Origin of the sequence: Xanthomonas massiliensis (genome assembly GCF_900018785.1) — a bacterium.
Lineage (GTDB): Bacteria > Pseudomonadota > Gammaproteobacteria > Xanthomonadales > Xanthomonadaceae > Xanthomonas_B > Xanthomonas_B massiliensis.
The window spans coordinates 1,413,701-1,435,777 of the sequence record NZ_FCOY01000006.1 but is presented as its reverse complement, the minus strand read 5'-3'; the positions used below and the strand labels follow the sequence as shown (position 1 = coordinate 1,435,777).

Genomic DNA, 22,077 nt, shown 5'->3' with positions numbered 1-22,077 from the left:
ACGGTGGCCGCCTTCACTCCCAGGACGCGCCATGGCGCCCCGATGTGACAGGGGGCGGCAGCTTTTCCGGGTTGAGCACGCTGAGCACGCGCCGGATGCGGCCGTCCTCCACCACGAGGGTGGTGATCGAATGCACGCGCCCGCCGTCCATGCGCACGATCGCCGGCTCGCCGTTGACCCGGCCGATCCGCCCCCGGTGGCCGCCGCCGCGCCGCGCGACCGCCCAGAACAGCCGGGCGATGCGCTCGGCACCGCACAGCGGCCGGATCGCCGCGGTGACGTGGCCGCCGCCGTCGGACACCAGCTCGGCATCGTCGTGCAGCAGGGCCTGGATCGCCGCCATGTCGCCGCGCTCGCTGGCGTGCATGAAGCGCGCCAGCAGGTCGCGGTGCTGGCCGGCATCGACCTGGAAGCGCGGTTGCGCCTGGCGCAGGCGTTGCCGGGCGCGGTGCACCAGCTGCCGGCAGTTGGCCTGCGAATGCCCCAGCAGCTCGGCGATGTACGCATAGTCGTGGTCGAACACCTCCTTGAGCAGCCAGGCCGCGCGCTCGGCCGGGCCGAGCCGTTCGAGCACGGCCAGGAACGCCAGCGACACCTCGTCGGCCCGGGCATGACGCTGCGCCGGATCCTGCAGCGGGTCGGCCTCCAGGCTTATCTCCAGCGGCTCGGGCAGCCACGGGCCGACGTACTGGACGCGTGCGGTGCGCGCGCTGCGCAGGCGGTCCAGCCCGAGCCGGGTGGTGGCGGTGACCAGCCAGGCCTCCGGGTCGTGGATGGCAGCGGTATCGGTGCCGTGCCAGCGCAGCCAGGCGTCCTGGACCACGTCCTCGGCGTCGCTGCGGCTGCCGAGCAGGCGGTAGGCCAGGGCGAACAGGCGCGGGCGGTGGCGTTGGAAGGTTTCGGTGATGTCCATGCGGGAAGGACGCGACAAGGGGCGCCGGCGTGACAGTCGGCGCAAAGGCCGTTTGTCCTAGAATACGGGGTCGGATTCCCCGCCAGCCGCGAGCCAGCACGTGACCTCAACCGCGCCCGTTTCCACCGTTCCCGTTTCCATCAAGCAGGACGACCTGGTCCAGTCGGTCGCCGATGCGCTGCAGTACATCAGCTACTACCACCCGGTCGACTACATCAGGAACCTGGCCGCCGCCTACGAGCGCGAGGAGTCGCCCGCCGCCAAGGACGCGATGGCGCAGATCCTGATCAACTCGCGCATGGCCGCCGAGGGCCACCGCCCGATCTGCCAGGACACCGGCATCGTCACCGTGTTCCTGAAAGTGGGCATGGACGTGCGCTGGGAAGGCTTCACCGGCTCGCTGGAGGACGCCGTCAACGAGGGCGTGCGCCGCGCCTACAACGACCCGGACAACAAGCTGCGCGCCTCGGTGCTGGCCGATCCGGCCGGCAAGCGCCAGAACACCCGGGACAACACCCCGGCGGTGATCAACGTCTCGATCGTGCCGGGCAACACCGTGGAGGTGATCGTCGCGGCCAAGGGCGGCGGTTCGGAGGCCAAGAGCAAGTTCGTCATGCTCAACCCGTCCGACTCGATCGTGGACTGGGTGCTCAAGACCGTGCCGACCATGGGCGCCGGCTGGTGCCCGCCGGGCATGCTCGGCATCGGCATCGGCGGCACCGCCGAGAAGGCGATGCTGATGGCCAAGGAGGCGCTGATGGAGCCAATCGACATCGTCGACCTCAAGGCCCGCGGCCCGTCCAACCGCGCCGAGGAGCTGCGCCTGGAGCTGTACGAGAAGGTCAACGCGCTGGGCATCGGCGCGCAGGGCCTGGGCGGGCTGACCACCGTGCTCGACATCAAGGTCAAGGACTACCCGACCCACGCCGCCAACCTGCCGGTGGCGATGATCCCCAACTGCGCGGCCACCCGCCACGCCCACTTCGTGCTCGACGGCTCCGGCCCGGTGGCGCTGGACCCGCCGTCGCTGGAGGACTGGCCCAAGCTCACCTACAACCCGACCAACGCGCGCCGGGTGGACCTGGACAGCATCACCGCCGGGGACGTGGCCAGCTTCAGGCCCGGCGAGGTGCTGCTGCTCAACGGCAAGCTGCTCACCGGCCGCGACGCCGCGCACAAGCGCATCGTCGACATGCTCAACAAAGGCGAGCCGCTGCCGGTCGATTTCAGGGGCCGCTTCATCTACTACGTCGGCCCGGTCGATCCGGTGCGCGACGAAGTGGTCGGCCCGGCCGGCCCGACCACGGCCACGCGCATGGACAAGTTCACCGAGCAGGTGCTCGGCGCCACCGGCCTGCTGGGCATGGTCGGCAAGGCCGAGCGCGGCCCGGCCGCGATCGAGGCGATCAAGAAGCACAAGTCGGTGTACCTGATGGCGGTGGGCGGCGCGGCCTACCTGGTCTCCAAGGCGATCAAGTCCTCGAAGGTGCTGGCCTTCGCCGACCTGGGCATGGAGGCGATCTACGAGTTCGAGGTCAAGGACATGCCGGTGACCGTGGCGGTCGATTCGCAGGGCACCTCGGTGCACAAGACCGGCCCGCGCGAATGGCAGGCCCGCATCGGCAAGATCCCGGTGGTGGTGGAGTAGGCGCCGGGGCGACTCGTCGCACCGGAAGGCCGGGCCCTGCCGGGCCTTCCGTCCCTCGCGGCGGGGGCCGGCGAGACGGTCCGCATGCCGATGCGCCGGCGGTCGCGCAGGACCGCGGCATCGCCGCACGGGACAACGTGGCGCGCGTCGGTGCTCGCGCCCGGTGCGGCAATCCGGCCTTCTGTCGTGGCACCGGCTTCACCTGTTCCGGCCTAAGGTACAAAGACAACGTATTCATAGAGGATGCCAGGCATGCCCGCTTCCGACCGTTCCCCCGCCGAGCCGGCCGCGCTGTTGGCCGCCGGGACTCCGGCTCCGGACTTCACCCTCAACGCCACCCCGGATCAGACCCTGTCGTTGCACGAGCTGCGCGGCAAGCCGGTGATCCTGGCGTTCTATCCCGCCGACTGGAGTGCGGTGTGCGGCGACGAGCTGGTGCTGTTCAACCAGACCCTGCCGATGTTCCGGGAGTACGGCGCCACGCTGCTGGGCATCTCGGTGGACAGCGCCTGGTGCCACCAGGCCTTCGCCCAGGCGCGCAAGCTGCATTTCGACCTGCTGGCCGATTTCGAGCCCAAGGGCGCGGTGGCCCGTGACTATGGCGCCTACGACGCCGAGCACGGCTACTGCAAGCGCGCACTGTTCGTGATCGACAAGGAAGGCGTGATCGCCTGGAGCTACCTGTCGCCGACCGCGGTCAATCCCGGGGCCGACGGCATCCTCGACGCCCTGGAGAAACTGCCCAAATGAGCGGCCTGCGCATCCCGGTCGGCCCGGACGACCATGTACTCGGCGACCTGCACGCGCCGGTCGTGCTGCTGGAATACGGCGACTACCAGTGCCCGTACTGCGCCGCGGCGCAGCCGGTGATCGGCGACATCCTGCGCGATTTCGGCGACCGCATCGCCTTCGTGTTCCGCAACTTCCCGCTCAGCGACGACCATCCCGAGGCCATCCCCGCGGCGGTGACCGCCGAGTACGCCGGCAACCATGGCCGTTTCTGGGAAGCGCACGACGCGCTGTACGCCAACCAGGACGTGCTCGGCGATGCGCTCTACGAGCAGATCGCCAGCGACCTGGGGCTGTCGGTGGCGGGCCTGCAGGACGCGATGGCCGACGACACCTACCTCGAGCGCATCCAGCACGATTTCGCCGGCGGCGTGCGCAGCGGCGTCAACGGCACGCCCTGCTTCTTCATCAACGGCCGCCGCTACGACGCGGTGGACGGTGCCGAGGGGCTGTACGGGGACATCGAGGCGCTGCTCGGCGACTGACGGCCGCGGGCTGGCGCCGCCCGCCCGCGCACGGGATGATGGCGGCTCCTCCACGAACGGAGTCGCCGATGCCGGCCACGCTCTACTACGCCCCCAGTACCGCCGCACTGGTGGTGCACTGGTTGCTGATCGAACTGGACGTGCCGCACCGGCTGCACCTGCTGGACTTCGACCGGCGCGAGCAGAAATCGCCGGAATACCTGCGCCTGAACCCGGCCGGCGTGGTGCCGACGCTGGTGCTGGAGGATGGCCACGTGCTCACCGAGGCGGCCGCGATCGCCATGCACCTGGCCGATGCCTATCCGCAGGCGCAGCTGGCACCGGCACCGGGTTCGGAGGCGCGCGCGGACTACTACCGCTGGATGTGCTTCTGCGCCAACACGCTGCAGCCGGCCTATCGCGCCTGGTTCTATCCGGACGAACCGGCCGGCGCGGCCAACGCCGAGGCGTCCGCCGGGCAGGCGCGCCGGCGCCTGGAGACGGCCTGGCAGCAGGTCGCCGATCACCTGGAGGCGGCGGGCGGCCCGTACCTGCTCGGCGAGCGGATCTCGGTGGCCGACTTCATGTTGACCATGCTGATGCGCTGGTCGCGCAACATGCCGCGGCCAACCGACGACTGGCCGGCGCTGAACGCGCACGCCGCGCGCATGAAGGCGCGGCCGGCGTTCAAGGAGACCTATCGGCGCGAGGGCATCAGCGACTGGGCCTGAGCCTGTCCCGGCTCACAGCAGCGCGAGCACGCGCTCCGGCGGCCGGCACAGCGCAGTGCCCTTGGGCGTCTCCACGATCGGGCGGTTGATCAGGACCGGGTGGGCGACCATGGCCGCGACCAGGGCATCCTCGTCCAGCGCCGGATCGGCCAGCCCCAGTTCCGCGTAGGCCACCTCCTTGCTGCGCAGCAGCTGGCGCGCGTCCATGCCCATGCGCGCCAGCGCCGCCTTGAGCGTGGCCGCGTCCGGCGGCGTGTGCAGGTAGTCGTATACCTGCGGCTCGATGCCGGCCTCGCGGATCAGCGCCAGCGCCCCGCGCGAATTGCCGCAGCGCGGGTTGTGCCAGATGCGCACCGCCATCAGAACCACTCCAGCAGCGAGATGCCCACGCCGACGTAGGTGGCGCGATGGTTGTAGTCGATCATGCTCTCGCCGTAGCCGTCGAACACCTGGACATGGCCGCGCAGCAGGTTGCTGATCGGGAAGCCCCAGTCCAGCTGCAGCGCCCCGTGCGAGCGGTCGCCGCTGCGCAGCGAATGGCGGCCCATCAGCGACACCTCGTGGCCGTCCTTGTTCCAGATGAGGGTTGCGTCCATGCGCCCCATGTAGTCCTCGATGTCCGGATTGTTGTCGTCGCTGCGGCTCTCGGGGACGCGGTACCACGGGCGCACGACGAAGGCCCAGTTGTCGCGGTCGAAGCCGAAGTTGAGGATCACCCGGTTCCAGCTGCGCGAGAGCGGATCGCTGCGGCCGTTGGACTGGTGGTCAAGGCCGATCGCGGCCATGCGCCCGTGCCAGCCGGCGAAGCTGTAGTTGTTGCGGAACACCAGCATCAGTTCCGGCTCGTAGTTGGTCTCGCGGAACGGGCGCGAATCCTCGGCGTTGTAGGCCTGCCAGCGCGAGCTCTGGGTATAGCCGGCCCACAGGTCGCCGTTGTCGCCGAAGATGTTCTCCCACACCTTGGTCTTGAAGCTGAGCTGGAACTTCAGCTCGGTGCTGTCCAGCACCTGCGGCGTGGTGACGGTGTTGGCCGGGTTGGGCGAGGAGGGCAGGGTGTTCTTGCGGCTGGTCCAGAACGCCGGCAGCAGGTACACCGGCTTGAAGGCGCGCAGCTGGAACGTGCCCAGCTTGGAGTCCTTGGCCAGCTCCCAGCGGCTGTCCAGCAGCGAGCCGCGGCCGGCGTTGGCGATGCTGTTGTTCCAGTAGTCCCGGCGGAAGATCTGCTGCTCGTCGCTGCGTTCGGAATGGGCCTCGCGCTCGGCCGCCTGTTCGCGCGCCTTCAGCGCCTGCGAGGCCGAGGCGGCATCGGCATCGGCCTGCTGGGTGTCCACCGCGTGGTAGCCCAGCGCCTGGTCGTAGCAGGCCAGGCGCGCGGCATCGGACTGGACCGACACGCAGGCCTGGGGCGAGGCGGCGGCAGCGGGTGCCACCTCCTGGGCGGCGGCGGCCAGCGGGGCCAGCGAACAGGCGACCAGGAGCATCGGGGCAGGTCTGGGCATCGACGGATCTCGACGTGGGGGCAGGGCGCGCATGGTGCCAGAACCGGAGTGCAGCCGATGCCAAGGCCGCCGGGCGTCAGCGCCACCAGGCCAGAGCGAACAGCACCAGCATGGCCAGGGCGATGGCAAGCTTGGAGGCGGTGCCCAGGACGATCCCCAGCCAGGTGCCCAGGCCGACCGCGGTGGCGCGGCCGAGGTGGCGCCCATGCCAGTACTCGCCCAGCCACGCCCCGACGAAGGGGCCGGCCAGCAAACCGATGGGCATGAAGAACAGCCCGACCACCGTGCCCGCCAGCGCGCCGGCGATCGCCAGCCGGCTGGCGCCGACGCCCTTGGCCCCCAGCGCGGTGGCGGCCACGTCCACCAGCAGCGAAAGCAGCGTCAGCCCGGCGAGCACCAGCAGCATGGGCCAGCCGACGTGGTGGAAGCCGTCCGCCCAGGCCGACAGCAGCAGCCCGGCGAACACCAGCGGCACGCCGGGCAGGGCCGGCAGGACGATGCCGGCCAGGCCAGCCAGTACCAGCACGATGGCGATCAGGTGGAAGATGAATGCAGTATCCATGGGGGCGGCCGACAAGGACGTTTTGGGGTTGACAGGAGTGGCTCCGGGGTGATTGCAATTTCATTTTGGCCGGGTTAAGTTGCAGCCGCTGCGCTTGGCAAGGTCACCGCGTGACGTGGCCTGGATCCGTCGGTCCGCTGTATCGCTGCATCCGGCTCCTCCTTGTACCCAGACGCCGCACCCATCCCAAACGAAATCGTGTCACCAAGGAGTTTGTCGAGATGTCTGAGCGCGAGACCGGAACCGTCAAGTGGTTCAACGACGCCAAGGGCTTTGGCTTCATCAGCCGCGAGAACGGCGAGGACGTGTTCGTGCACTTCCGTGCGATCCAGGTCCAGGGCTTCAAGAGCCTGAAGGAAGGCCAGAAGGTCACCTTCACCGTCGTCCAGGGCCAGAAGGGGCTGCAGGCCGACGCCGTCCAGCCGCTGTAAGCGGCCCCGGAAGGCCAGGAAAGGAAGGACCGGCCATGCGTGCATGGCCGGTCCTTGTCATGTCCGTCGCCGGCAGGGCGCGCACCGGGGCGCCTACCAAGGCCGGCACCTGCTTGATACGGCATGGGGCCGGTCCACCTGCGGGTTCGACGTGCGCGTGCGCACGCATCCCCACCCGGGAGCGGATATACGGGAAAGCCCGCCTCGCGGCGGGCTCCCCGTTTCCGGCCGGGGACTTCGCCGGCCGCGAGCGGACGGCCGCGTGATCGCCCGCGCCGGCGTGCTCCCGGGGCGCCTCAGCGCAGCACCACCCGGCCGTTGGCCACGCGTACATAGGCGTTCTCGGCCACGCCGTCGAGGTTTTTCTGGTTGACGACGATCACCCGTCCGTCGTCCATCTTCACGTGGATGTCGTAGGAATCGCCGGTGACGTTGTTCTGGATGGCGTTGCCGGCCAGTGCGCCGCCGGCCGCACCGGCCACCGCGGCGACGTTCTTGTTGCCCTTGCTGCCGCCGGTCTCCTTGGAGATCTGGCGCCCGGCGACGGCGCCGACGATGCCGCCGAGGATCGCGCCGGTGGCGGTGGGCGCGGTGCGGTTGGACTGCACCGTATCGATGCGGGTGACGATGCCGCAGTCGGCGCAGCGTGCCTGCTGCCCGTAGGTGCCGCCGTTGCCGTAGCCGTAGCCGCCGCGGGGCGCGGTGGCACAGCCGGCCAGGGCCAGCGTGGCGAGGGCGGAAAGGGCGAGGAATCCGATCTTCATGGGCATTGCTCCTGGGACAGACGTGTCACGATGTTGCAGATCGTGTCGTTCCCGAGATGAATGCGGCGACAACCATGGCCGGGTCGGCCGGTGCCGCGGGAGATCAGCGGAAATCCTGATGGCACCCGCTGCAGCTCTGGCCGATCTGGGCGACGGTCCTGTCCAGGCCGCTGCAGTCGGTCGGCGGATGGGCCAGCGCCTCGTCGAGGGTGGCGCGCAGGCGCGAGGCGTGGCCGACGAAGCGATCGTCCGATGCCAGACCCGGGAATGCCGGCTCCAGGTCGTTGGCCAGGGCACGCAGCGATTGCAGCCGCGGCACCGCGTCGGTGGCCGTGCAGCGGCTGGCGGCGATGCTGGCGCGCAGCTGGTCGACCTGGTGGTCCATCACGTGCATCACCGCGTCGGGAAGCGGGTCCTGGCGCGCCTGCCAGGCACGCAGCGCCATCGTCGCCAGGGCCGCACCGACGACCAGGGTGCACAGCGCCAGGATCAGCGCGGCCTTGAGCGGGATGCGGCGTGCGGGACGGGCGGGGGCATTCATGGCGGGCTCCGGGAGACGGCGGGCTGGCACGTGGGTCCCGTAAAATATCGGCATGAACGAACAGTGGCGTGAACGGTTCTCGGGCATCGACCGGCTCTACGGCGCCGGCACGGTTGCGCGCCTGGCCGGGTGCCGGGTGGCGGTGGTCGGCCTGGGCGGCGTGGGCTCGTGGGTGGTGGAGGCCCTGGCCCGTTCGGGCGTGGGCCAGCTGCGGCTGATCGATGCCGACGACATCTGCGTGTCCAACACCAACCGGCAGCTGCCGGCGCTGGCGGGCATGTTCGGCCGCAACAAGGCCGCGGCGATGGCCGAACGCTGCCGGGCGATCAACCCGGAGATCGGGCTGGAGGTGGTGGAATCGTTCCTGACGCCGTCCAACCTGGAGGAGCTGCTCGGCCAGGGGCTGGACCTGGTGGTCGATGCCTGCGACAGCTTCCGGGTCAAGGTCGAGGCGATCGCCTGGTGCCGGCGGCGCAAGCTGCCGATCGTGACCGTGGGTGCGGCCGGCGGGCGCACCGATCCGACCCAGGTACGGGTGCGCGACCTGTCGCGTACCGAGCACGATGCGATGCTGGCGCTGATCCGCCGCAAGCTGCGCGGCGAGTTCAACTTCCCGCGCAACCACCAGCGCTATTTCGGCGTGCCGGCGGTGTATTCGCTGGAGAACGTGCAGTACCCGCAGGCCGACGGCAGCGTGTGCGGGCTGCGCCCGCAACTGGGTGCCGACGAGGCGCTGCGCCTGGACTGCGGCGCCGGCCTGGGCGCGGCCACGCACGTGACCGGCACCTTCGCCTTCGTGGCCGTGGGCAAGGTGCTGGAGATGCTGCTCAAGCCGCGTCCGGCCGCGGCGCCCGCCGCCTGAGCGCCGTCACTCCGGCAGGCGGAACAGGCGCTCGGCGTTGAGGGTAGTCTGCGCGGCGATGCGCTCGGCCGGCGCCGCGCGCAGCCCGGCCACGGCCTGCAGCACCGCGACCAGGCGCGCCGGCTCGTTGCGCTGGCCGCGGATGCCCGCATCCGGTTGGTCCGGGGCATCGGTCTCGAGCAACAGCTGTTCCAGCGGCATCTGCCGCACCAGCCGGTGCAGGCGGTGCGCGCCCGGATAGGTGAGCGGGCCGCCCAGGCCGAGCAGGAAACCCCGTTGCCATAGCTGCGCGGCCTGCTCGGGACTGCCGCCGTAGCTGTGCACCACGCCGCGCACGCCCGGATGGCGGCGGATCGCCAGCAGCACCTGTTCCACCGCCTTGCGCGCGTGCACGATCACCGGCAGGTCGTATTCGACGGCAAGGGCCAGCTGGCCCTCGAAGAATGCCAATTGGCGTGCGGGGTCCAGGCCGGGGACGTGGAAGTCCAGTCCGCATTCGCCGATGGCCAGCGGACGTTCGGTCTCGATCCAGTGGCGCAGCGCCTCCAGGTCCTGCGGCCGGTGCCTGGACAGGTAGAGCGGGTGCAGGCCATAGGCCGGGAACAGCCCGGGCATGGCGGCACAGACCCCCCGCAACCGCGGCCAGCGCGCCGCGCTCACGGCCGGCACCACCTGGCGGTCGATGCCGGCCTGGCGCGCACGCGCGAGGACCTCGGCGCGATCGGGGTCGAACTCGGGGGCGTCCAGGTGGCAGTGGCTGTCGACCAGCCGCATGGATCAGCGGCGCACGCCCGGGGAGCGGCCGGTCGTGGCGGCGACGGGCGCCTTGCGGTTCTTCCAGTTGGCCAACGCCAGGGTGATCAGGCCCAGGGTGATCTCGTCCACGAACGGCACCGGGTCGGGAAGGAAGATATCCACCACGAACAGCACGGCGGTGATCTTGAACAAGGTGGGATAGCGCAGCCTGCGTGCCCAGGCCATCAGCGGGAACACCAGCGGGTTGGACATCGGGTTTCTCCGGGGGGAAGGGAAACGCTAGCACGGCAGGTGGGGATGGCCGGCGCCGGGCGGAAGTGCGCAGGCGTCCCGGTACCCCGGATGTTCACGTGGATCGTTCAGCTTCGTCGTGGTGGAATGGCGCCATCGACGACGCGGCCGGGGCCGCAGGGAGATGTCCGATGAAGAACAACACCACGATCGCCCTGGTGGCGGTGGGCGCCCTGCTCGTGGGCGGCATCGCCACGGCGGCATTCATGAACAACCGCAAGGACGAGCCGGCCTTCGTCGCGCCCCCGGCGGCACAGGCGGACACGCCGGCGGCAGCGGCCGACGACGCCCCGGCCGCCGATACCGCGGTGGCCACGCCCGCGGCGGCGCTGCAGTACGCCGACGTGACCAAGGTCGTGCCGGTGACCGAGAAGGAGCGGGTCTACGGCACGGTGGTGTCCGCCGATCCGATCAGCAAGACCACCACGACCACCACGCCGCACGAGGTCTGCAAGGACATGGTGGTGCAGGAACGCCTGCCCGAGCGCGACGGCAACGTCGGCGGCACGGTGGTCGGCGCCGTGGTCGGCGGGCTGCTCGGCAACCAGGTCGGCAAGGGCGGCGGGCGCAAGGCCGCAACCGTGGCCGGCGCGGTCGTTGGCGGGGTGATCGGCAACCGCGTGGACAACAACCATGTCGGCGGCAAGGTCGTGGACCGCACCGAGCGCCAGTGCCACACCGAGCAGGCCAGCAGCCAGTCCACCGCGGTGACCGGCTACAAGGTCACCTATCGCAAGCCCGACGGCAGCACCGCCACCACCACGCTGGCGGACAAGCCGGGCGAGCGCATCGACCTGGGCAACCAGGACAAGGTGGTCGGCTACGACGTGACTTATCGCCTGGACGGGCAGGACAAGCAGGTGCGCATGGCGCACAAGCCCGACGGCGAACGCCTGCCGGTCGTGGACGGCAAGCTGGTGACCCAGACCGCCTCGCTGGATCCGGCCACCCGCTGAGTGCAGGCGTGCCGTGCCGGGCGAGGATGGAAAGGCCGGCATTCGCCGGCCTTTTCCGTTGCTTCCAGGGCGCGCGCCTTCACTCGGCCTGTGCCCGGGCCGGTTTAGCGTGGTCCGGCATTTCCACACATGAAGGAGTCACAGATGAGCGGTTACAAGGTGGCGGTGCTGGTCGGCAGCCTGCGCAAGGCCTCGATCAACCGGCGGCTGGCCAGGGCCGTGGCGAAGCTGGCCGGCGACCGGGCCAGCTTCGAGTTCCTCGAGATCGGCGACATCCCGCTCTACGACCAGGACAACGACGGCGCCTATCCGGCCCAGGGCACGCGGCTCAAGCAGCAGATCCGGGCAGCCGATGCGGTGCTGTTCGTCACTCCCGAGTACAACCGCTCGATCCCGGGGGTGCTCAAGAACGCGATCGACACCGCCTCGCGTCCCTACGGCGACAGCGCGTTCGCCGGCAAGCCGGCGGCGGTGATCGGTGCCTCGATCGGCGCCATCGGTTCGGCGCTGGCGCAGCAGCACCTGCGCAACGTGGCCGCCTACCTGGACCTGGCGGTGCTGCCGCAGCCGGAGGTGTTCATCCACTACACCGAGGGCCTGCTGGACGAGGACGGCAACGTCGGCAACGACGGCACGCGCAAGTTCCTGCAGGGCTTCGTCGATCGCTTCATCGCCTGGATCGGCAAGCAGAAAGGCTGAACGCCGCCGGCTGCGGGCATCGGCCCGGCCTGCGATAATGACGAACCGGCGCCGCAAGGGCGCCGGTGCCGTCTTTCCCTGCCGCGAAGAGATCGCCGGCAAGGTTATCCACAGCTTGTTCCGTCGCCTGTGCACAGCGGCGGGCACTAGCATGTGGGCGAGGTCCCCGTCAGGTCAGCGGCCGCGCGCCGCAGGAGTCGTGTTTCCATGTCCGCCCGTCCCGGTTTCCGCAATTCCAGCAACCGCGGCAGCGATCGCAGCGACCAGCGCATCGAGCAGCTGCGGGTGCCGCCGCATTCGGTGGAGGCGGAGCAGGCGGTGCTGGGCGGCCTCATGCTGGCCCCGGACGCCTACGACAAGGTCAACGACCAGCTCACCGAGAACGACTTCTACCGGCGCGACCACCAGCTGATCTACCGCGCCATCCGCGAGCTGGCCGAGAAGAGCCGTCCCTTCGATGCGGTGACCCTGACCGAGTGGTTCGAGTCGCAGGGCAAGCTGGACCAGGTCGGCGACGGCGCCTACCTGATCGAGCTGGCCAGCACCACGCCGTCGGCGGCCAACATCGCCGCCTACGCGGAGATCGTGCGCGACAAGGCGGTGCTGCGGCAGCTGATCGAGGTCGGCACCGGCATCGTCAACGACGCCTTCCAGCCCGAGGGGCGCGACAGCGCCGAGCTGCTGGCCACCGCCGAGAAGCAGGTGTTCCACATCGCCGAGGCCGGCGCCCGCGGGCGCACCGATTTCGTCGGCATGAACACCGCGCTCAAGGATGCCTTCGAGGTCCTGCAGACCCGCTTCGAGAACGGCGGCAGCGTCACCGGCCTGCCGACCGGCTACACCGAGTTCGACAACATGACCGCCGGCCTGCAGGCCACCGACCTGGTGATCCTGGCCGCGCGCCCGGCCATGGGCAAGACCACCTTCGCGCTGAACATCGCCGAGTTCGCGGCGATCAAGTCGAAGAAGGCGGTGGCGGTGTTCTCGATGGAAATGTCGGCCGCGCAGCTGGCCATGCGCCTGATTTCCTCCAACGGCCGGATCAACGCCCAGCGCCTGCGCACCGGCCAGCTCGAGGACGAGGACTGGAGCCGGGTGACGAGCGCGATCTCCATGCTCAAGCAGACCAAGATCTTCATCGACGACACCCCGGGCCTGTCGCCGGAGGTGCTGCGCTCCAAGGCGCGCCGGCTCAAGCGCGAGCACGACCTGGGCCTGATCGTCATCGACTACCTGCAGCTGATGAGCGTGCCGGGCAACAGCGAGAACCGCGCCACCGAGATCTCCGAGATCAGCCGTTCGCTCAAGGGCCTGGCCAAGGAGCTGAGCGTGCCGGTGATCGCCCTGTCCCAGCTCAACCGCTCGCTGGAGTCGCGCACCGACAAGCGCCCGGTGATGGCCGACCTGCGCGAATCCGGCGCCATCGAGCAGGACGCGGACATGATCGTGTTCATCTACCGCGACGACTACTACAACCGCGAGAACTCCCCGGACAAGGGCCTGGCCGAGATCATCATCGGCAAGCAGCGTTCCGGCCCGACCGGCTCGCTCAAGCTCAAGTTTTTCGGCGAGTACACCCGCTTCGACAACCTGGCGCACGATTCGGTCGGCAGCTTCGAGTAGCGCCGTGCACGCGATCGTCCGCACCTGCTCCAGGCGCCGGCAGAGGGGTTCCGGCACGGGCACCGGCCGGCGCCCGGGCGGGAAGGGCGGTGGCGGCCTGTCGCCGGTACCGGCTGTCCCGGCCCGGTGGCCGGATCGCGTCCGCCACCCTGGCGCAGGCGACCGGCGCCCGATCGCGATGGACCAAGGACGCGAGCGCCCGATCGCGGCGGCACGTGGGCGCGGGGCGTTGTCCGGCCGGGACGCCGGGCGATGACCTTCGCCCTGGTCTGGTTCCGGCGCGACCTGCGCCTGGACGACAACCCCGCGCTGCAGGCGGCGCTGGCGGTCGGCCACGTGCCGGTTCCGGTATATGTCCGCGCGCCGGAGGAGGAGGGCGCCTGGCGCGCCGGGCCGGCCTCCGAGGCGTGGCTGCATCGCTCGCTGGCGGCGCTGGATGCATCGCTGCGCGCGCGCGGTTCGCGCCTGCTGCTGCGGCAGGGACCGGCATTGCCGACGCTGCAGGCGCTGGCGGCCGAGACCGGCGCGGCGGCGGTGTACTGGAATCGCGGCTACGAACCGGCCGGCATCGCCCGCGACGCGGCGATCAAGCGCGCGCTGCGCGGCCAGGGCCTGGACGTGGCGAGCTTCAATGCGACGCTGTTGTTCGAGCCCTGGACCCTGGCGACCGGCCGCGGGGCGCCGTACCGGGTGTTCACTCCGTTCTGGCGCAGCGCCCGCGCGCGCCTGGCGCTGCCGGCACCGTGGCAGGCGCCTGCGGTATTCCCGTCGCTGCCGGAAGACTTGCGCGGTGCGCCGTTGGCGGACCTCGGGTTGCGCCCGCGCCCGGCCTGGGATGCCGGGTTCTGGGCCCACTGGCAGCCGGGCGAGGCCGGTGCGCAGGCGCTGCTGGACGCCTTCCTCGAGGGTGCCCTGCGCGGCTACCGCGAACAGCGCGACCTGCCCGACCGCACCGGTACCTCGCGGCTGTCGCCGCACCTGCACTTCGGCGAGATCGCGCCCTGGCGCTGCGCGCAGGCGGTGCTGTCCTTGCGCGATGCCGGTGCCGAGGCCGACGCCGAGGCCTGGCTGCGCCAGCTGGGCTGGCGCGAGTTCGCCCACCACCTGCTGTACCACTTCCCGGATACCGCCGAGCGCAACCTGGATCCGCGGTTCGATGCCTTTCCCTGGGCCGCGGCCGATCCGGCCGTCCTGGCCGCATGGCGGCACGGCCGCACCGGGATCCCGATCGTCGATGCGGGCATGCGCGAGCTGTGGGCCACCGGCTGGATGCACAACCGGGTGCGGATGATCGTGGCCAGCTTCCTGTGCAAGCACCTGCGCGTCCACTGGCACGAGGGCGCGCGCTGGTTCTGGGAGACGCTGGTGGACGCGGACCTGGCCAACAACACCCTGGGCTGGCAATGGGTGGCGGGCACCGGTGCCGATGCCGCGCCGTATTTCCGCATCTTCAATCCCGTCACGCAGTCGCGCCGCTTCGATCCGCAGGCGCGCTACCTGGCGCGCTGGCTGCCGGAACTGGCGCAGCTGCCGCCGGCGCAGCGCCACGCGCCGTGGGAATCGGCCACGGCCGCGGCCATGGCCGCGCGCGCCGGCTATCCGCCTCCCCTGGTGGACCTGGCCGCCGGCCGCGACGCAGCGCTGGCGGCATGGCGCGGGCTTCCGACCGCCGTCCGCACAAGCTGAATCGGCACTGGCCGCGCGGTCCCGCGCATCACCGGCGTTTCGCGGCCGGCTGGCTATGCTTGCCGCCGCTCCCTGGAGCACTTCGGAAATATTTCGTGCCGCATCGCCGGCAAATTTGGGAGAGATCTGATGACTTCGAACATTCTCAAGGCCACCGCCCTGGCACTGGCCACCAGCGTGCTGCTGTCGGCCTGCGCCACCGGCGGGTCCTACGTGCAGCAGGACCAGAACGGCAACCCGACCCAGCAGCGCAACCGCACCGGCACCGGTGCGCTGATCGGTACCGCGATCGGCGTGGCCGCCGGCCTGCTCAGCGGCAACAGCGCCACCGAGCGCCGCCAGCACGCGATGGTCGGCGCCGGCATCGGCGCGCTGTCGGGCGCGGCGATCGGCAACTACCAGGACCGCCAGGAACGCGCGCTGCGCGAGCGCACCGCCAACACCGGCATCGACGTGCAGCGCCAGGGCGACAACATCACCCTGAACCTGCCCGACGGCATCACCTTCGACTTCGGCAAGGCCACGCTCAAGCCGCAGTTCTATTCCGCGCTCAACGGCGTGGCCGGCACCCTGGCCGAGTACAACCAGACCATGATCGAGGTGGTCGGCCATACCGACAGCGTGGGCAGCGACGCCTACAACCTGCAGCTGTCCAAGCAGCGCGCCGACTCGGTCGCCGCCTACCTGGAAGGCCAGGGCGTGCAGGCGGTGCGCATCCAGACCCTGGGCGCCGGCAAGGCCTACCCGATCGCTGACAACAGCACCGAGGCCGGGCGCGCGCAGAACCGCCGCGTGGAGATCCGCGTGGTGCCGCTGCGCTCCTGACGGCCGGCACGGCGTCCCGGGGCATCCCGAGCCCGGCTCCGGCCGGGCTTTTTGCGCCGGCCCCGGCGCGCGACGCTCGGCAACGGCCGGGCAGGACGGCGGGGCGTGTAGAATGGCGGTTTTTTAGCCAGTATCGATGATGCAGCATTCCTCCCCGGCGCCCGTGCAGGGCCCGGCGTTCGTCCGCCTGTTGGCGCGCCTGGCCGGGGAAGGCCGGGCATCGGCGGCGACACCGCTGGCCGACCGGCTGGGGCAATGGGTCGACTGGAACCGCGCGGTGGTGCTGGCCGGCGCGCTCGACGGCCGCCTGCCCGAGCCGGAGGCGGAACCGCTCGCCTTCGACGCGGAGGAGGTCGAACGGGAATGCACGCTGGCCCGGCAGGCGCTGGTGCAGGCCATCGGCCAGGCTCCTGAGCTGGCTCCCGGTCCGGATGCGACGGCAGCGGTTTCGCCGCCGGACTTCGCCGCGTTCCGCAAGCGCCACGCCACGCTGCAGCAGTCCATGCTGGCCGCCACGGGGCGCCTGCGCGGGCGCCTGCGCGACCTGCTGGCGGCCCGGCCGGCGCCGCTGCGGCGGCTGGCCGAGCTCGACGCGGCCATGGAGCGCGTGCTCGGCCCGCGCGAGTACGCGCTGCTGGCGATGGTGCCGGACCTGCTCGAACGGCGCTTCCTGCACCTGCGCGGCCACGCCCAGGCGCCTGCCGACGACATCTTCTCCGCATCCGCCGACGCCACGGCCGGCCGCACCTGGCTGGACCTGTTCCGCCACGACATGCGGGCCGTGCTGCTGTCGGAACTGGATGTCCGCTTCCACCCCATCGAAGGCCTGCTCGAGGCGCTTCGCACCCGCTGACCGGAACCCCATGCCCAGACACCTCGTTTCCTCCCTCGTCTTCCTGGCCGGCCTGCTCGCCGTGGGCTGGGTCGGCATCGGCTACCTCGGCAACCATCCGCTCGGTGCCGCCATCGCCGCGGTGATCGCGCTGTGCTACCTGGCCGGTGCCGCCGAGCTGTACCGCTACGACCAGGCCAGCGCCGGGCTGGCCCGCGCCGTCGATGGCCTGGACGCATCCCCGGCGAACCTGGACGACTGGCTCGCGCGGGTGCCGGCCGGCCTGCGCCACGCCGTGCGCCTGCGCGTGGAAGGCGAGCGCGTGGCGCTGCCGGCACCGGCGCTGACGCCCTACCTGGTCGGCCTGCTGGTGCTGCTGGGCATGCTCGGCACCCTGCTGGGCATGATGGTCACCCTGCGCGGCACCGGCCTGGCGCTGGAGGGCGCGGCCGACCTGCAGGCGGTGCAGGGCTCGCTGGCCGCCCCGGTGAAGGGGCTGGGGTTCGCTTTCGGCACCTCGATCGCCGGCGTGGCGACCTCGGCCATGCTCGGCCTGCTGGCGGCGCTGGCACGGCGCCAGCGGACGCTGGCGGTGCAGCACCTGGACGCGGCGATCGCCGGCGTGCTGCGGCCGTTCTCGCAGGCCTGGCGGCGCGAGGAGGCCTTCCGCCTGCTGCAGCAGCAGGCCGCGCTGATGCCGGCGCTGGTCGATCGCCTGCAGGCGAGCGCGGACGCGCTGCAGGTGCAGAATCTCGCCGCCGCCGAGCGCCAGCTGGCCGGGCAGCAGGAATTCCATGCGCGCACCGAGGCGGCCTACCGCGCCCTGGCCACGAACGTGGAGCAGGCGCTGAAGGACAGCGTCGGCGAGAGTGCACGCGGCGTGGGCGTCGCGCTGCAACCGGTGGTGCAGGCCACCCTGCAGGCCGTTGCCGACCAGGCCGGTGCCCTGCATGCGCAGGTGGGCGAGGCGGTGCGCCGCCAGCTCGATGGCGTGTCGGACGGGCTCGAGGCGGCCACCGCACGCGTGGCCGGGCAGTGGGACGCCGCCCTGGAACGCCAGCAGCACGCCGCGCAGGCACTGGCCCGCGACCTGCGCGCCACCCTGGGAGGTTTCGCCGCCGGCTTCGAGCAACGCTCGTCCGCGCTGGTCGAGGCGATCGCGACGCGGCTGGAGACCGGCGTGGCCGGCCACGCGCAGGCCTGGGAGCAGGCGCTGGCCCGGCAGGACGTGGCCAACGCGGCCCTGGCCGATCGCCATGGGCAGGCGCTGGCGACCGCTGCCGCGACCTTCGCGCAGCAGGCCGACGGGCTGGTGCAGGCCTTCGACCAGGCGCAGGCGCGCCAGCAACGCGCCCAGGAGGAAGGCGGACGGCAGCAAGTGCAGGCGTGGACGGCGGCCTTCGACGCGCTGGCCACGACGCTGGCCGAGCGCTGGCAGCAGGCCGGCGTGCAGGCCGCCGCGCAGCAGCAGGCAGTGTGCGAGGCGCTGGCACGGCACGAGGCGGCCCAGTCCGAGCGCCTGCAGCAGCAGCGGCAGTCGCTGGCGGCAGTCGCTTCGGGCCTGGAAACGCAGGCGCAGGCGTGGCTGGACGGCCTGCGGCAATCGCAGGATCAGCTGCAGCAGGCGCTGGAGGCGCGCGACGCGCAGCGCCTGGCGACCTGGGCGCAGGCCTTCGAGGAACTGGCGACCGGCCTGGGCGCACGGTGGGAACGGACCGGGCAGGCCGCGGCCGAGCGCCAGCAGGCGATCTGCGAGGCGCTGGCACGCACCGCCGCGGACATCGGCGAGCAGGGCCGCCGCCACGCCGGCGAAACCCTGGCCGAGATCGGGCGGCTGGTGCAGACCGCCTCGGAGGCGCCGAAGGCCGCCGCCGAGGTCGTCGCCGAGCTGCGCCAGAAGCTGTCCGACAGCATGGTGCGCGACACCGCGATGCTGGAGGAACGCAACCGCCTGCTGGAAACGCTGCAGACCCTGCTGGAGGCGGTCAACCATGCCTCCGGCGAGCAGCGTGGCGCGATCGATGCGCTGGTCACCACCTCGGCCGACCTGCTCGAGCGCGTCGGCACGCGCTTCACCGACCGCATCGAGCACGAGGCCGGCAAGCTGGAAAGCGCCGCCGCCCAGCTCACCGGCGGCGCCGCCGAGGTGGCCGGCCTGGGCGAGGCCTTCGGCGCGGCGGTGCAGGCCTACGGCCAGTCCAACGAGGCGCTGATGGAGCGTCTGCAGCAGGTCGCCGCCGCGCTGGAGCAGTCGCAGTCGCGCAGCGACGAGCAGCTGGCCTACTACGTCGCCCAGGCGCGCGAGGTGGTGGACCTGAGCGTGCTCTCGCAGAAGCAGATCATCGAGGAACTGCAGCAGCTGGCCAGCCGCGGAACCGCCGCGGCATGAGCACGGAAGTCGAGGTCGAATCCGCGTCGGAGGCGACGATCTGGGCCGCCTTCGGCGACCTGATGGCGGTGCTGCTGGGCGTGTTCGTGCTGATCCTGGTCGGGGTGATCGCCGTGCAGGCGCAGCTGTCCGGGCGCCTGGACGACGCCCTGCGCCGGCAGCAGGCCGAGGCCCAGCGCCGGCAGACGCTGGAGCAGGCGCTGGCCGGGCCGCTGGCCGCCGGCCGGGTGACCCTGGTGGACGGGCGCATCGGCATCAGCGGCAACGTGCTGTTCGCCTTCAATTCCGACCAGCTCCAGCCGCAGGGGCGCGAGCTGCTGGACAGCCTGGCCGCTCCGCTGGCCGGCTACCTGGCCTCGCGCGAGGAGGTGCTGATGGTCAGCGGCTTCACCGACGACCGCCAGGTGCGCGAGGGCAACCGCCGGTTCGCCGACAACTGGGAACTGTCGGCGCAGCGCGCGTTGACCGTGACGCGCACGCTGATCGCCGCCGGGGTGCCGGCCGACGCGGTGTTCGCCGCCGCGTTCGGTGCCCAGCACCCGGTCGCCTCCAACGACGCCGAGGCCGGGCGGGCGCGCAACCGGCGCGTGGAGATCGCTCCCATCCCGACCTCTTCGGCCGCGGCCGAACCCGGGCCCGATGGACGCTGACCGCGCCGCGTTGCAGGCCCGGCTGGCGGCGCTGGACGGGCGCGACGACCACGGTGCTGCGGGCATGCGGCTGCGCCTCGTCCGCGCCCTGGCCCGGCGCGCGCAGGACCTGCAGGGCGAGGCCAGGGCGCAGCTGGAACGGCGCCTGGCCGGCCTGCTCGATACGCTGCCGCCGGTTGCCGGGGACGCCGGACCGGACCACGCCGGATCCGGCGCCGCCGGCGATCCTCCGGCGCACGCGGGCCGCGCGGCCCTGCGCACGCTGCTGGACCGGATCGATTCGGAACGGCAGGCCGTCGGGGCGGGCGCGCCGGGCAACGGGTTTCCGGCATTGCCGTTGCTGGACGAGTTCCGCCGGCGCTGGGACGGCCTGCGCGCCGAGAGCCAGCTGCGGCAGAGCCTGGCCCCGGCGGACGAGGAGGCCGGCCCGCTCAATTCCGTCGTGCTGGTGCGCCGCGCCATCGCCCTGATGCGCGATAGCGCGCCCGGCTACCTGCGCCATTTCCTGGCCTACGCCGACGCCCTGACCGGCCTGGAGCAGCTGCGTGCGTCCGCACGCGCGCCGGCGGGCGAGGCGGCCGCACCTGCCGCGAACAAGCGCAAGTCCCCGCGCGGCACGCCGCGCCGCCGTGGCTGAGGCGGGGCGCTTCGCGCCCGCGCGCCCGGATTCGCCGGTCCGCATTGCGCGGCGCCGGCACGGTTGGAAGCGCCGCTTCGCGCCCGCACGGATTCACCGGGCCTTGCCAGGCGCCGCCGGACCATGGAATCCCGTATTCCATTGGACAGGCCCCATGGCCAACATCCTGATCCTCGGGGCGGCCGGACAGATCGCCCGCCTCGCCACGCGGCTGTTCTTCGCCCGCACGTCCGACCACCTGGTGCTGTACCTGCGCCATCCCGGCCGCCTGAAGGTGGGCGATCCGGCGCGCGAGACCGTGGTGGACGGCGATGCCAACGACGTGGCGGCACTGACGCGGGCCATGGCCGGGCAGGACCTCGTCTACGCCAACCTCGCCGGCGACGACATCGAATCCCAGGCCCGCGCCGTGGTGGCGGCCATGCGCGCGGCCGGGATCCGGCGCCTGGTCTGGATATCGACGCTGGGCATCTACGACGAGGTACCGGGGCCGTTCGGCAAGTGGAACCGCGACACGCTCGGCGACTACCTGACCACCTACGCCGCGGCCGCCCGGGTCATCGAAGGCTCGGGACTGGACTACACCCTGGTGCGGCCGGCCTGGCTGACCGACAAGGACGAGATCGACTACGAGACCACGGAGAAGGGCGAGCCGTTCAAGGGCACGGAGGTCTCGCGCCTGAGCGTGGCGGACCTGGTGGTGCGGCTGGCGACCCATCCGGAGAGGCACGTGCACGGCTCGCTGGGCGTGGACAAGCCCGGCAGCGAGGGCGACAGGCCGGCCTGGTACCGCTGAGCCGGCGACGTTCGGAAACGTGGCCGACGCCGGGATCCCTGGATTGCGGCACAGGAGCCACGGCCCCGCGGGACCGGCCGCCGTTGCCGCGACACGGCGACCGGCGTGGAACCACGCCGCTCCTGCCGTACCGTTCGTTGCGATCGGCCCGTCCGGTGCCGTACCGGCCGGGGGATGGCTCCCGGGATTACGGCCCCCGCGCCGTCGGGACCTGGGCGGTGCCCGAATGCGTATCGCCTGGCCCGCCGGAACCGGCGCGGCTGCTTCCGGCGCGATGCCTCGTCTTCCCGTGCCTCAGCGACGCTTCTTGCGCACGTACAGCACCAGCGAATGCTCTTCCAGTTCGTAGCCGTGCGCGGCCGCGATCTTGCGCTGCAGCTCCTCGATCTCGTGGCTCTCGAACTCGATGATCTTGCCGGTGTCCACGTCCACCATGTGGTCGTGGTGGCCGCCGCGGTCCAGCTCGTACACCGCCTGGCCGCTCTCGAAATTGTGCTTGAGTACCAGCCCCGCCGCCTCGAACTGGGTGAGCACCCGGTACACCGTGGCCAGGCCGATCTCCTCGCCCTGGTCGATCAGGTGCCGGTAGATGTCCTCCGCCGTCATGTGGTGCTGGGGCGTCTTGCTCTCCAGCAGCTCCAGGATGCGCATCCGCGGATGCGTCACCTTCAGGCCGACTTTGCGCAGGTCGTGGGTTTCCATGCCTTCTCCGTTCATTGGCGACTTAACGCCA

Annotated in this window: 25 protein-coding genes; 16 read left to right on the top strand and 9 right to left on the bottom strand. The window is 71.4% G+C overall.

The annotated features are described in order from the left end of the window. Window positions 1-13: 13 nt before the first annotated feature. Window positions 14-913 (bottom strand): RNA polymerase sigma-70 factor, encoded by a 900-nt coding sequence (locus tag BN3794_RS09440; protein WP_066096515.1) that lies wholly within the window; start codon window positions 911-913, stop codon window positions 14-16. A gap of 100 nt (window positions 914-1,013) precedes the next feature. Here BN3794_RS09440 and BN3794_RS09435 point away from each other — a divergent pair, with 100 nt between their 5' ends. From BN3794_RS09435 to BN3794_RS09420, 4 genes are all read left to right on the top strand, one after another. Continuing rightward, the gene (locus tag BN3794_RS09435; RefSeq protein ID WP_066096511.1) at window positions 1,014-2,561 is read left to right on the top strand and encodes a fumarate hydratase; all 1,548 of its coding nucleotides are present in this window, start codon (window positions 1,014-1,016) and stop codon (window positions 2,559-2,561) included. A gap of 252 nt (window positions 2,562-2,813) precedes the next feature. Further along, the gene (locus BN3794_RS09430; protein ID WP_066096508.1) at window positions 2,814-3,311 is read left to right on the top strand and encodes a redoxin domain-containing protein; all 498 of its coding nucleotides are present in this window, start codon (window positions 2,814-2,816) and stop codon (window positions 3,309-3,311) included. After that, on the top strand, window positions 3,308-3,835 hold the full coding sequence (locus tag BN3794_RS09425) for a DsbA family protein (protein WP_066096505.1): 528 nt from the start codon (window positions 3,308-3,310) through the stop codon (window positions 3,833-3,835). The genes BN3794_RS09430 and BN3794_RS09425 overlap by 4 nt, the downstream gene beginning before the upstream one ends. A 68-nt stretch (window positions 3,836-3,903) precedes the next feature. After that, window positions 3,904-4,545, top strand: coding sequence for a glutathione S-transferase family protein (locus tag BN3794_RS09420; protein ID WP_066096502.1), 642 nt, complete (start codon window positions 3,904-3,906; stop codon window positions 4,543-4,545). Between the two features lie 12 nt (window positions 4,546-4,557). Here the strand turns inward: BN3794_RS09420 and arsC are convergent, their stop codons facing one another. From arsC to BN3794_RS09405, 3 genes are all read right to left on the bottom strand, one after another. After that, a complete protein-coding gene (gene arsC / locus BN3794_RS09415; RefSeq protein WP_066096499.1) occupies window positions 4,558-4,905 on the bottom strand; it encodes an arsenate reductase (glutaredoxin) in 348 nt (115 codons plus the stop codon). Beyond that, window positions 4,905-6,044, bottom strand: a complete 1,140-nt coding sequence (locus BN3794_RS09410) for a phospholipase A (protein WP_066096496.1) — start codon at window positions 6,042-6,044, stop codon at window positions 4,905-4,907. Before BN3794_RS09410 ends, arsC begins: the two co-directional genes overlap by 1 nt. 76 nt (window positions 6,045-6,120) lie before the next feature. Continuing rightward, the gene (locus BN3794_RS09405) at window positions 6,121-6,606 is read right to left on the bottom strand and encodes a DUF456 domain-containing protein (protein WP_066096493.1); all 486 of its coding nucleotides are present in this window, start codon (window positions 6,604-6,606) and stop codon (window positions 6,121-6,123) included. 221 nt (window positions 6,607-6,827) lie between these two features. Between BN3794_RS09405 and BN3794_RS09400 the strand changes: the two genes are divergently transcribed. Continuing rightward, window positions 6,828-7,037: a cold-shock protein gene (locus tag BN3794_RS09400; RefSeq protein ID WP_066096491.1), complete on the top strand. Its 210-nt coding sequence runs from the start codon at window positions 6,828-6,830 to the stop codon at window positions 7,035-7,037. Between the two features lie 296 nt (window positions 7,038-7,333). Here BN3794_RS09400 and BN3794_RS09395 read toward each other — a convergent pair whose 3' ends face one another. Further along, complete coding sequence (locus BN3794_RS09395) at window positions 7,334-7,801, bottom strand: glycine zipper 2TM domain-containing protein (protein WP_066096488.1); 468 nt, start codon at window positions 7,799-7,801, stop codon at window positions 7,334-7,336. Between the two features lie 103 nt (window positions 7,802-7,904). Then, window positions 7,905-8,342, bottom strand: a complete 438-nt coding sequence (locus tag BN3794_RS09390; protein ID WP_066096484.1) for a hypothetical protein — start codon at window positions 8,340-8,342, stop codon at window positions 7,905-7,907. Window positions 8,343-8,394: 52 nt separating this feature from the next. On the opposite strand from BN3794_RS09390, the gene BN3794_RS09385 reads away from it, so the two are divergent. Beyond that, window positions 8,395-9,204 carry a tRNA threonylcarbamoyladenosine dehydratase gene (locus tag BN3794_RS09385; protein WP_066096482.1) on the top strand — a complete coding sequence of 270 codons (810 nt, stop codon included), beginning with the start codon at window positions 8,395-8,397 and terminating at the stop codon, window positions 9,202-9,204. A 6-nt stretch (window positions 9,205-9,210) separates the two neighbouring features. Here the strand turns inward: BN3794_RS09385 and BN3794_RS09380 are convergent, their stop codons facing one another. Both BN3794_RS09380 and BN3794_RS09375 read right to left on the bottom strand, forming a co-directional pair. Beyond that, window positions 9,211-9,978, bottom strand: coding sequence for a TatD family hydrolase (locus BN3794_RS09380; RefSeq protein WP_066096479.1), 768 nt, complete (start codon window positions 9,976-9,978; stop codon window positions 9,211-9,213). A gap of 3 nt (window positions 9,979-9,981) precedes the next feature. Continuing rightward, window positions 9,982-10,212, bottom strand: a complete 231-nt coding sequence (locus tag BN3794_RS09375; RefSeq protein WP_066096476.1) for a DUF6116 family protein — start codon at window positions 10,210-10,212, stop codon at window positions 9,982-9,984. A 170-nt stretch (window positions 10,213-10,382) separates the two neighbouring features. Between BN3794_RS09375 and BN3794_RS09370 the strand changes: the two genes are divergently transcribed. From BN3794_RS09370 to BN3794_RS09325, 10 genes are all read left to right on the top strand, one after another. Next, the gene (locus BN3794_RS09370; protein WP_066096475.1) at window positions 10,383-11,207 is read left to right on the top strand and encodes a glycine zipper 2TM domain-containing protein; all 825 of its coding nucleotides are present in this window, start codon (window positions 10,383-10,385) and stop codon (window positions 11,205-11,207) included. Between the two features lie 144 nt (window positions 11,208-11,351). After that, entirely contained in the window at window positions 11,352-11,906 is a 555-nt protein-coding gene (locus tag BN3794_RS09365; RefSeq protein ID WP_066096473.1) for an NADPH-dependent FMN reductase, read from the top strand. A gap of 207 nt (window positions 11,907-12,113) precedes the next feature. Then, the gene (locus tag BN3794_RS09360; protein ID WP_066096471.1) at window positions 12,114-13,529 is read left to right on the top strand and encodes a replicative DNA helicase; all 1,416 of its coding nucleotides are present in this window, start codon (window positions 12,114-12,116) and stop codon (window positions 13,527-13,529) included. Between the two features lie 252 nt (window positions 13,530-13,781). After that, the gene (locus BN3794_RS09355; RefSeq protein ID WP_066096468.1) at window positions 13,782-15,215 is read left to right on the top strand and encodes a cryptochrome/photolyase family protein; all 1,434 of its coding nucleotides are present in this window, start codon (window positions 13,782-13,784) and stop codon (window positions 15,213-15,215) included. Between the two features lie 129 nt (window positions 15,216-15,344). Continuing rightward, the gene (locus BN3794_RS09350) at window positions 15,345-16,040 is read left to right on the top strand and encodes a YiaD family glycine zipper/OmpA-like lipoprotein (RefSeq protein WP_066096465.1); all 696 of its coding nucleotides are present in this window, start codon (window positions 15,345-15,347) and stop codon (window positions 16,038-16,040) included. A 136-nt stretch (window positions 16,041-16,176) separates the two neighbouring features. Then, window positions 16,177-16,893 carry a DUF3348 family protein gene (locus BN3794_RS09345; RefSeq protein ID WP_066096463.1) on the top strand — a complete coding sequence of 239 codons (717 nt, stop codon included), beginning with the start codon at window positions 16,177-16,179 and terminating at the stop codon, window positions 16,891-16,893. A 10-nt stretch (window positions 16,894-16,903) separates the two neighbouring features. After that, complete coding sequence (locus tag BN3794_RS09340; RefSeq protein ID WP_066096461.1) at window positions 16,904-19,261, top strand: DUF802 domain-containing protein; 2,358 nt, start codon at window positions 16,904-16,906, stop codon at window positions 19,259-19,261. Continuing rightward, entirely contained in the window at window positions 19,258-19,911 is a 654-nt protein-coding gene (locus tag BN3794_RS09335; protein WP_066096458.1) for an OmpA family protein, read from the top strand. The genes BN3794_RS09340 and BN3794_RS09335 overlap by 4 nt, the downstream gene beginning before the upstream one ends. Continuing rightward, window positions 19,901-20,548, top strand: coding sequence for a DUF2894 domain-containing protein (locus BN3794_RS09330; RefSeq protein ID WP_066096456.1), 648 nt, complete (start codon window positions 19,901-19,903; stop codon window positions 20,546-20,548). The genes BN3794_RS09335 and BN3794_RS09330 overlap by 11 nt, the downstream gene beginning before the upstream one ends. 154 nt (window positions 20,549-20,702) lie before the next feature. Next, a complete protein-coding gene (locus tag BN3794_RS09325) occupies window positions 20,703-21,344 on the top strand; it encodes an SDR family oxidoreductase (RefSeq protein ID WP_066096453.1) in 642 nt (213 codons plus the stop codon). Between the two features lie 294 nt (window positions 21,345-21,638). Here BN3794_RS09325 and fur read toward each other — a convergent pair whose 3' ends face one another. Continuing rightward, a complete protein-coding gene (fur, locus tag BN3794_RS09320) occupies window positions 21,639-22,046 on the bottom strand; it encodes a ferric iron uptake transcriptional regulator (protein WP_066097205.1) in 408 nt (135 codons plus the stop codon). Window positions 22,047-22,077 lie beyond the last annotated feature (31 nt).

Coding starts and splice junctions, on each gene's coding strand:
- BN3794_RS09380 (WP_066096479.1), bottom strand. CDS start 9,978: ATGCGGCTGGTCGACAGCCACTGCCACCTGGACGCCCCCGAGTTCGAC.
- BN3794_RS09355 (WP_066096468.1), top strand. CDS start 13,782: ATGACCTTCGCCCTGGTCTGGTTCCGGCGCGACCTGCGCCTGGACGAC.
- BN3794_RS09345 (WP_066096463.1), top strand. CDS start 16,177: ATGATGCAGCATTCCTCCCCGGCGCCCGTGCAGGGCCCGGCGTTCGTC.
- BN3794_RS09440 (WP_066096515.1), bottom strand. CDS start 913: ATGGACATCACCGAAACCTTCCAACGCCACCGCCCGCGCCTGTTCGCC.
- BN3794_RS09405 (WP_066096493.1), bottom strand. CDS start 6,606: ATGGATACTGCATTCATCTTCCACCTGATCGCCATCGTGCTGGTACTG.
- fur (WP_066097205.1), bottom strand. CDS start 22,046: ATGGAAACCCACGACCTGCGCAAAGTCGGCCTGAAGGTGACGCATCCG.
- BN3794_RS09335 (WP_066096458.1), top strand. CDS start 19,258: ATGAGCACGGAAGTCGAGGTCGAATCCGCGTCGGAGGCGACGATCTGG.
- BN3794_RS09400 (WP_066096491.1), top strand. CDS start 6,828: ATGTCTGAGCGCGAGACCGGAACCGTCAAGTGGTTCAACGACGCCAAG.
- BN3794_RS09325 (WP_066096453.1), top strand. CDS start 20,703: ATGGCCAACATCCTGATCCTCGGGGCGGCCGGACAGATCGCCCGCCTC.
- BN3794_RS09420 (WP_066096502.1), top strand. CDS start 3,904: ATGCCGGCCACGCTCTACTACGCCCCCAGTACCGCCGCACTGGTGGTG.
- BN3794_RS09430 (WP_066096508.1), top strand. CDS start 2,814: ATGCCCGCTTCCGACCGTTCCCCCGCCGAGCCGGCCGCGCTGTTGGCC.
- BN3794_RS09395 (WP_066096488.1), bottom strand. CDS start 7,801: ATGAAGATCGGATTCCTCGCCCTTTCCGCCCTCGCCACGCTGGCCCTG.
- BN3794_RS09330 (WP_066096456.1), top strand. CDS start 19,901: ATGGACGCTGACCGCGCCGCGTTGCAGGCCCGGCTGGCGGCGCTGGAC.
- BN3794_RS09360 (WP_066096471.1), top strand. CDS start 12,114: ATGTCCGCCCGTCCCGGTTTCCGCAATTCCAGCAACCGCGGCAGCGAT.
- BN3794_RS09365 (WP_066096473.1), top strand. CDS start 11,352: ATGAGCGGTTACAAGGTGGCGGTGCTGGTCGGCAGCCTGCGCAAGGCC.
- BN3794_RS09385 (WP_066096482.1), top strand. CDS start 8,395: ATGAACGAACAGTGGCGTGAACGGTTCTCGGGCATCGACCGGCTCTAC.
- BN3794_RS09340 (WP_066096461.1), top strand. CDS start 16,904: ATGCCCAGACACCTCGTTTCCTCCCTCGTCTTCCTGGCCGGCCTGCTC.
- BN3794_RS09375 (WP_066096476.1), bottom strand. CDS start 10,212: ATGTCCAACCCGCTGGTGTTCCCGCTGATGGCCTGGGCACGCAGGCTG.
- BN3794_RS09350 (WP_066096465.1), top strand. CDS start 15,345: ATGACTTCGAACATTCTCAAGGCCACCGCCCTGGCACTGGCCACCAGC.
- BN3794_RS09425 (WP_066096505.1), top strand. CDS start 3,308: ATGAGCGGCCTGCGCATCCCGGTCGGCCCGGACGACCATGTACTCGGC.
- BN3794_RS09390 (WP_066096484.1), bottom strand. CDS start 8,342: ATGAATGCCCCCGCCCGTCCCGCACGCCGCATCCCGCTCAAGGCCGCG.
- BN3794_RS09410 (WP_066096496.1), bottom strand. CDS start 6,044: ATGCCCAGACCTGCCCCGATGCTCCTGGTCGCCTGTTCGCTGGCCCCG.
- arsC (WP_066096499.1), bottom strand. CDS start 4,905: ATGGCGGTGCGCATCTGGCACAACCCGCGCTGCGGCAATTCGCGCGGG.
- BN3794_RS09370 (WP_066096475.1), top strand. CDS start 10,383: ATGAAGAACAACACCACGATCGCCCTGGTGGCGGTGGGCGCCCTGCTC.